This is a genomic window from Mesorhizobium sp. M7A.F.Ca.CA.004.04.2.1, from assembly GCF_004022825.1.
Classification (GTDB): Bacteria; Pseudomonadota; Alphaproteobacteria; order Rhizobiales; family Rhizobiaceae; genus Mesorhizobium.
In genome coordinates, this window is record NZ_RZPH01000250.1 from 1 (window position 1) to 6,462 (window position 6,462).

The 6,462-nt window shown below is 60.1% G+C and carries 8 protein-coding genes; 4 read left to right on the forward strand and 4 right to left on the reverse strand.

The window, feature by feature from the left end; genetic code table 11:
- Positions 1-184 precede the first annotated feature (184 nt).
- Complete coding sequence (locus EN893_RS13595; RefSeq protein ID WP_127268169.1) at positions 185-613, forward strand: SufE family protein; 429 nt, start codon at positions 185-187, stop codon at positions 611-613.
- 167 nt (positions 614-780) lie between these two features.
- Here EN893_RS13595 and EN893_RS13600 read toward each other — a convergent pair whose 3' ends face one another.
- The 3 genes from EN893_RS13600 to EN893_RS13610 form a co-directional block, all read right to left on the reverse strand.
- A complete protein-coding gene (locus tag EN893_RS13600; protein WP_013532660.1) occupies positions 781-1,206 on the reverse strand; it encodes a MucR family transcriptional regulator in 426 nt (141 codons plus the stop codon).
- Positions 1,207-1,357: 151 nt separating this feature from the next.
- On the reverse strand, positions 1,358-1,609 hold the full coding sequence (locus EN893_RS13605; protein WP_127269946.1) for a hypothetical protein: 252 nt from the start codon (positions 1,607-1,609) through the stop codon (positions 1,358-1,360).
- A 40-nt stretch (positions 1,610-1,649) separates the two neighbouring features.
- On the reverse strand, positions 1,650-2,018 hold the full coding sequence (locus EN893_RS13610) for an SH3 domain-containing protein (RefSeq protein ID WP_127268166.1): 369 nt from the start codon (positions 2,016-2,018) through the stop codon (positions 1,650-1,652).
- A 180-nt stretch (positions 2,019-2,198) separates the two neighbouring features.
- On the opposite strand from EN893_RS13610, the gene EN893_RS13615 reads away from it, so the two are divergent.
- From EN893_RS13615 to EN893_RS13625, 3 genes are all read left to right on the forward strand, one after another.
- Positions 2,199-4,322, forward strand: a complete 2,124-nt coding sequence (locus tag EN893_RS13615) for a S9 family peptidase (RefSeq protein WP_128361590.1) — start codon at positions 2,199-2,201, stop codon at positions 4,320-4,322.
- Positions 4,319-4,945 carry a LysE family translocator gene (locus EN893_RS13620; RefSeq protein ID WP_127269948.1) on the forward strand — a complete coding sequence of 209 codons (627 nt, stop codon included), beginning with the start codon at positions 4,319-4,321 and terminating at the stop codon, positions 4,943-4,945. Before EN893_RS13615 ends, EN893_RS13620 begins: the two co-directional genes overlap by 4 nt.
- A 156-nt stretch (positions 4,946-5,101) precedes the next feature.
- Positions 5,102-5,506 (forward strand): SET domain-containing protein-lysine N-methyltransferase, encoded by a 405-nt coding sequence (locus EN893_RS13625; RefSeq protein ID WP_127269950.1) that lies wholly within the window; start codon positions 5,102-5,104, stop codon positions 5,504-5,506.
- Here EN893_RS13625 and EN893_RS13630 read toward each other — a convergent pair.
- Positions 5,503-6,453: a cytochrome c gene (locus EN893_RS13630; RefSeq protein ID WP_127269952.1), complete on the reverse strand. Its 951-nt coding sequence runs from the start codon at positions 6,451-6,453 to the stop codon at positions 5,503-5,505. The genes EN893_RS13625 and EN893_RS13630 overlap by 4 nt on opposite strands.
- Positions 6,454-6,462: the final 9 nt, after the last annotated feature.

The following is a 6,462-nucleotide window of genomic DNA, read 5'->3' on the forward strand; positions in this document are numbered from 1 at the left end:
GGCCCCGACACGTCGACGATGACCGGCAGCCTGCCCGTAGAAATCGTCTTGCCCGAGACCGTCAACCTGCCGCCTCAGAATTAAGCCGCTTCGACGGCGCACCGCGGGCTGTCTGCCCTCTCGACGCCCGCGGTGTCCTTGTTTTTCCGTGACGCGGAGCCGCCGCGTGACTATATCCGGCATTATGACCACCACGATCCAGACGATCCGCGACGATTTTTCGTTCCTCGAGGAATGGGAAGACCGCTATCGCTACGTCATCGAACTCGGCGAGGCGCTGCCGCCATTTCCCGACGAGCAGCGCAGCGCCGCCAACAAGGTGCCGGGATGCGTCAGTCAGGTCTGGTTGACCACCGAACGCGGGGCTGGAGCCGACCCAGTCATCACCTTCACGGGCGATTCGGACGCTCACATCGTGCGTGGACTGGTTGCGATCATACTTGCGCTGTTTTCCGGCAGGACCGCCAGCGAAATCCAGCAGACCGATGCGGAAGCGACATTGAAAGAACTCGGCCTCGACGAACATCTGTCGCCGCAGCGCGCCAACGGCCTTCGCTCGATGGTCAAGCGCATCAAGCGCGACGCCGAGGCAGCGCTCAAGCAGACCGCCTGACACCTTCATACCGGATCCGCGCCTCGCGGCGCAAAAATCAAACGGCGCCCGAAGGCGCCGTTGATGTCGATCCGATCTGGCTTATTTTGACGCAATTCCCAAGGGAGAGCTCTATGCGCTTTCCCGGGAAAACCGTTTCACTTTTCCTTGAATTGCTCTGGCAGCGATTACCGCGCTTTGCGCTTGCGGCCGAGGCCCATCTTCTTGGCAAGCTGTGACCGGGCAGCCGCATAGTTGGGTGCAACCATCGGATAGGTCGGGTCAAGGTTCCACTTTTCGCGATACTGGTCCGGTGTCAGGTCATAGTGGGTCATCAAATGGCGCTTCAGCGACTTGAACTTCTTGCCGTCTTCAAGGCAGACGATGTAGTCGTCATGAACCGACCGCTTCGGGTTGACCGCCGGCTTCTGCTTGTCGGCAGGCGGCTGTTCGGCGGTTCCGCCCACACGCCCGAGCGCAGCATGGACATCGGATATCAGGTTCGGCAATTCGCCGACCGGCACGGGATTGTTACTGACATAGGCGGCCACCACATCGGCGGTCAATTCGATCAGCGCATCGCTGTTTCTGGAAGGTGTTTCGACAATATCCATGGTCTTCGGGCCCCAACAAGAGTTACATCGATCTGCGCCCTTTTTTACAAGCAGGGCATCGCACGAATTTTGTGCAGGTAGAGTTTCTACGATTCGTGTCGCGGGCACATCAATGAGCGCCCAGACCAAGTAAGTCAATTCGGCCCTTACGCTATATTGAACGATATTGATCAATTATTCCGCGATCAGCTTCAATCTTTCGTGCATTGTGTAATTTATCGATATTTCGCGCGCTCGTCGGCAACGGCTGACGCAACGTCAGCTCACCGTTACATTCGCGGCATCTCACGAAATGGGTTTTAATGTTTGATTTTGCTTGGCTATCGTCGGGCAATATTGGTTGTTCATATTTGTCCACAAAACCAAAGGTTGCCGTGGTCATACGCAAGCAATCAGGCGACATGCCTGTCATCCGGCGGATCGGCTGATTGCTGCCGGATCAATCAATGCGGCGTGATGTATTTGCCATACGCCCAGCCGGTGACGAATTTGCCGTTCTGGGCCGGATCATGCCAGACTTCGCACCAGCGAAAACGAATCTTTTGTTCCTGCTTCCATGCCGGCTGGTTGGCGATGTCGAGCAGGTTTATTCCGCCGGTGCATCGCCCGGTCATCTGCAGAACGGTCCCGTTCGGATATGCCGCCTGCTTCTGGGATGCGCCCGAAGGGTATTTGCGCACATTGAGCGTGTCGCCGAACGGCACATTGGCCACTTGCCAAGCCGCGAATACGGTCGCATGAGACTGGCCGGCAAAGGCCAGAGTTAGTGAAGCAACGGCGAAAGCCGCAGCAGTCCGAGACCAAATAGTCATCATCTCTCCTCCCGGCTCATCTCCTGGAGCCGACACAATCCATACGCTCCGGCTCTTGAACCTGCCCTGATCGGCGTGTTCATTCGCCGTTCAAGATATTCTCCATTCGAGATGGTCCATTCAAGATACTGGCCCATTGAAGATACTGGCCCATTGAAGATACTGGCAAAGCGAGACGCAATGACCAAGACATCCATATTTCCGATCGTCAGCCCGCCAACGCCCGAGAAGCGGCCGGTTTCCGACACGCATCACGGCATCACGCGAACCGACGACTATGCCTGGCTGCGGGCCGGCAACTGGCAGGAGATGTTCCGCGACCCCTCATTGCTCGATGCGGGAATCCGCGCAGAACTCGAGGCGGAGAATGCCTACCAGTCGAAGCTGATGGCCGACACGGTCGAACTGCAAAAGCAGCTTTTCAAGGAGATGAAGGGCCGTATCAAGGAAGACGATTCTTCCGTGCCGATGAAGGATGGGCCCTATGCCTATGGCTCGTCCTTCAAACTTGGTGGCGAGCAGCCGCGCTATTTCCGCATGCCGCGAGACGGCGGTGCCGAGCATATCCTGCTCGATGGTGACGCGGAGGCCGCGGGCAAGGCCTATTTCCGTCTTGGCGGCGTCGACCATTCGGCCGACCACGCAAGGCTGCTGTGGGCATTCGACGACAAGGGCTCCGAATTCTACACGCTTCACGTGCGTGACCTTGCCGACGGCAGGGAACTTGCGGACCAGATCCCCGACACCGGCGGTTCAGGTGTCTGGAACGCCGCCAATGACGGCTTCTTCTATACACGTCTCGACCCCAACCACCGCCCGTCGAAGGTGCTGTTCCATGCGCTTGGCGACAGCCCGCAAAGCGACCGGCTGATCTATGAGGAAACCGATCCCGGCTTCTTCATGAATGTCGGCGGCACCCGCAACAACGAGTGGATCATGATCGGCATCAACGACCACGAGACCTCGGAATACCGCCTGATGCGCGCCGACGATCCGTTTGCCGAACCGAAACTGGTGTCGCCGCGCGAGATTGGCCTGCAGTACGAGCTGGAAGAAGGCGGCGATATCTTCTTCATCCTGACCAATGCCGACGGCGCCAAGGACTTCAAGATCATGACGGCACCAGCGGGCGATCCCGTGCGCGCCAACTGGCAGGAACTGGTGCCGCACGAACCCGGCCGGCTGATCCTGTCGGTGATCGGCTTCAGAGACCACATGGTTCGGCTCGAACGCAAGGAAGGCCTGCCGCGCATCGTCGTGCACGACCGCACCAGCGGCGAGGAGCATCTTTTGTCCCTCGACGAGGAGGCTTTCTCGCTCGGCCTGTCGGGTTCCTATGAGTACGACACCGAGATCATGCGCTTTTCCTATTCGTCGATGACGACACCTGCGCAGGTGTTCGACTATAATATGCGTACCCGCGAGCGGGTGCTGCTGAAGACCCAGGAAGTGCCATCCGGCCATGATGCGGACCACTATGTCACGCGGCGCCTGATGGCGCCGGCCAGCGATGGCGAACTGGTGCCGATCTCGCTTTTGCACCATCGCGACACGCCGCTGGACGGATCCGCACCTTGCCTGCTTTACGGCTACGGCTCCTATGGCATCACCGTGCCGGCCGCCTTCAACACCAACTGGTTCTCGCTGGTCGACCGGGGCTTTGTCTTCGCCATCGCTCACGTTCGCGGCGGCAAGGACAAGGGCTATGGCTGGTACGATGACGGCAAGCGGGAGAACAAGATGAACACGTTCACCGATTTCATCGCCGTCGCGCGCCATCTGGTGACGGAGCGTTACACGGCGCATGACCGTATCGTCGCCCAGGGCGGTTCGGCCGGCGGCATGCTGATGGGTGCCGTCGCCAACATGGCGCCGGATTGTTTTGGCGGCATCGTCGCCGAGGTACCCTTCGTCGATGTCCTCACCACCATGCTCGATGCGACCCTGCCGCTGACGCCGCCGGAATGGCCCGAATGGGGCAACCCGATCGCGTCCGCCGACGACTACCGGACCATTGCCGCCTACTCGCCCTATGACAATGTCGTTGATCACGACTATCCGCCGATCCTGGCGCTGGCCGGTCTCACCGATCCGCGCGTCACCTATTGGGAACCGGCCAAATGGGTGGCCCGGCTGCGCGACCGCAAGAGCGGGGACAATCCGGTCCTGTTCAAGATCAACATGGATTCCGGCCATGCCGGTGCCTCCGGCCGGTTTTCGCGGCTGGAGGAGATCGCCTACACCTATTCCTTCGCGCTGAAGGTGATGGGTAAGGCGCAGCCTACGGGAGAAATCGACCGATGATCGATCTCGCTACACTGATTGCTTATGTCGCGGTTGTGCTCGGCTTCGTCTTCATCCCGGGTCCGGCCACGCTCCTTACCATAGCGCGGGCAACGAGTTCCGGAACCAAGGTTGGCATCGCGACCGGCGCTGGGATCGCTGTCGGCGACATCTTTCACACCGTCATGGCCATGATCGGCATATCGGCGATCATCGCCGCATCGGCGACGCTGTTCAGCGTCATAAAGTACATCGGCGCGGCCTACCTGGTTTATCTCGGCATTCGCGCGATCATGGAGAAAACACCAGGCGGCCCGGCTGCCGGCGCGCTTGCGATCTCTGCCGGGAAGGCGTTTCGACAGGCTGTCCTGACCGAAGTGCTCAACCCCAAGACCGCTCTGTTCTTCCTTGCCTTCCTGCCTCAGTTCGTGCGGCCTGAAAACGGGACGGTGATGCTTCAGATGACCGTGTTGGGGGCCATCTTCGTCGTACTGGGCCTTTTCAGCACGGTCGTCTTTGCCGTGAGCGCTGGCCGGCTCGGCACGTTCCTGCGCCGAAATCCGTCGGTGTTACGATGGCAGGGCAAAGTTGTCGGCGGCATCTACTGCGCTTTGGGCGTCCGTCTGGCGCTGCAGCAACGCTGACTCCAGACGATGATCGACGCGCCTTCCGAAGAGGCTGCGTGATCAGGGCTTTTTAAGTTCCCGTTGCTCATTTTCACTCGCAATTGCGATGACCGCGCGCTACCCAGTGCGCGGTTTTTCCCGGCCCGACAGCCTCCAATCGCGTAAAGGTCCATTATGCTGCTCGTCGACGTCTATCTCGACAAATCGCCTATCCAGGGAATCGGCGTCTTTGCCAAGAACCACATTCCTCGCGGCACTCTGATCTGGAAGCTGGACCCAAGGTTCGATCGGCTCATCGAGGTCGAGACTTATGAACGTGCGGCCGGCCCGGTGAAGAGCTATCTCGATCGCTACTCCTATCCCGACCGCCGCGATCCGAACTACATCGTCTTCGAAGCCGACGACGCGCGCTACATGAACCATGCCGACGAGCCGAACTGCGACGTCTCCTCACCGGAGGAGAGCTTTGCGCTGCACGACATCGCGCCTGGCGAAGAGCTGACCTGCAACTACAACCATTTCTTCGAGACGGGTTTCGATTTTCTCGGCGACCGCCACCTGTCTGAAGACTCGGTCTAGTTTGCCGTCTTCTTGCGGGCCGGATAGCCGTTTGGATGCGCCGGTATCGCCTTCAGATAGGCGGCGATGGCCGCACGGTCCTGCGGCGTCAGTTCGGCCATGTTCCGTTGGACATCGACCATGGCGCCGCCGACCGAATCGAAATCGGGCGTGAAGCCGGTTTCGAGATAGTTGGCGATATCGGCCTCCGACCAGTCGGCGAGACCGCCCTCGCCCGATGTGATGTTCGGCACGACGCCATTGCCTTCGGCGGCCACGGCGCCCGCCAGCCACTCGTTCTTCTTCGTGCCGCCCGCAAGATCGCGCGGCGTGTGGCATTCGCCGCAATGGCCTGGCCCTTCGACCAGATAGCGGCCTGCCATCACCGGATCAGGCTTGCCTTCGGGGAAGGCAACAACCGGCTGATCGCTGAGATAGAGCAATTTCCACAGGCCGATGCCGCGGCGAATATTGAAGGGAAAACCGAGCGAATTGCCCGCTGCCTTGCCGGCGACGGCCGGCAACGTCTTCAAGAAGGCATAGAGATCGCCAATGTCAGCCGGATTCATGCGCGCGTAGGATGCATAGGGAAACGCCGGATAGAAATGCTCACCAGAAGGCGACACGCCCTTCAGCATGGCATTGGCGAGGTCCTCGACAGACCATGCGCCGATACCGTCCCTGGGATCTTGCGAAATGTTGGGCGGCACGAAGGTTCCGAACGGCGTCTTGAGTTCAAGGCCACCCACGAGTTGAAGCCGGGCGTCGCCCTGTGAGCCCGGCTTTGCATGGCAGGATGTGCAACCGCCGGCATAAAAGATGCGCTTGCCCCTGGCTGCGTCGCCAGGACCGAGCTTGGCCAGGGTTTCCCTGTCGAGCGTCACCGGCGCCGACAGGACCCACCCGGCAACCGCGCCGACGCCGCCCAGAATGACGACGGCGCCGACAAGTTTCTTCAGCCATGCCATGGCTGGTGA

What these genes read in the sequence shown, in the direction of transcription:
- EN893_RS13620 (WP_127269948.1), top strand. Translation starts at nt 4,319, where the DNA reads ATGATCGATCTCGCTACACTGATTGCTTATGTCGCGGTTGTGCTCGGC.
- EN893_RS13595 (WP_127268169.1), top strand. Translation starts at nt 185, where the DNA reads ATGACCACCACGATCCAGACGATCCGCGACGATTTTTCGTTCCTCGAG.
- EN893_RS13600 (WP_013532660.1), bottom strand. Translation starts at nt 1,206, where the DNA reads ATGGATATTGTCGAAACACCTTCCAGAAACAGCGATGCGCTGATCGAA.
- EN893_RS13615 (WP_128361590.1), top strand. Translation starts at nt 2,199, where the DNA reads ATGACCAAGACATCCATATTTCCGATCGTCAGCCCGCCAACGCCCGAG.
- EN893_RS13630 (WP_127269952.1), bottom strand. Translation starts at nt 6,453, where the DNA reads ATGGCATGGCTGAAGAAACTTGTCGGCGCCGTCGTCATTCTGGGCGGC.
- EN893_RS13625 (WP_127269950.1), top strand. Translation starts at nt 5,102, where the DNA reads ATGCTGCTCGTCGACGTCTATCTCGACAAATCGCCTATCCAGGGAATC.
- EN893_RS13605 (WP_127269946.1), bottom strand. Translation starts at nt 1,609, where the DNA reads ATGTCGCCTGATTGCTTGCGTATGACCACGGCAACCTTTGGTTTTGTG.
- EN893_RS13610 (WP_127268166.1), bottom strand. Translation starts at nt 2,018, where the DNA reads ATGACTATTTGGTCTCGGACTGCTGCGGCTTTCGCCGTTGCTTCACTA.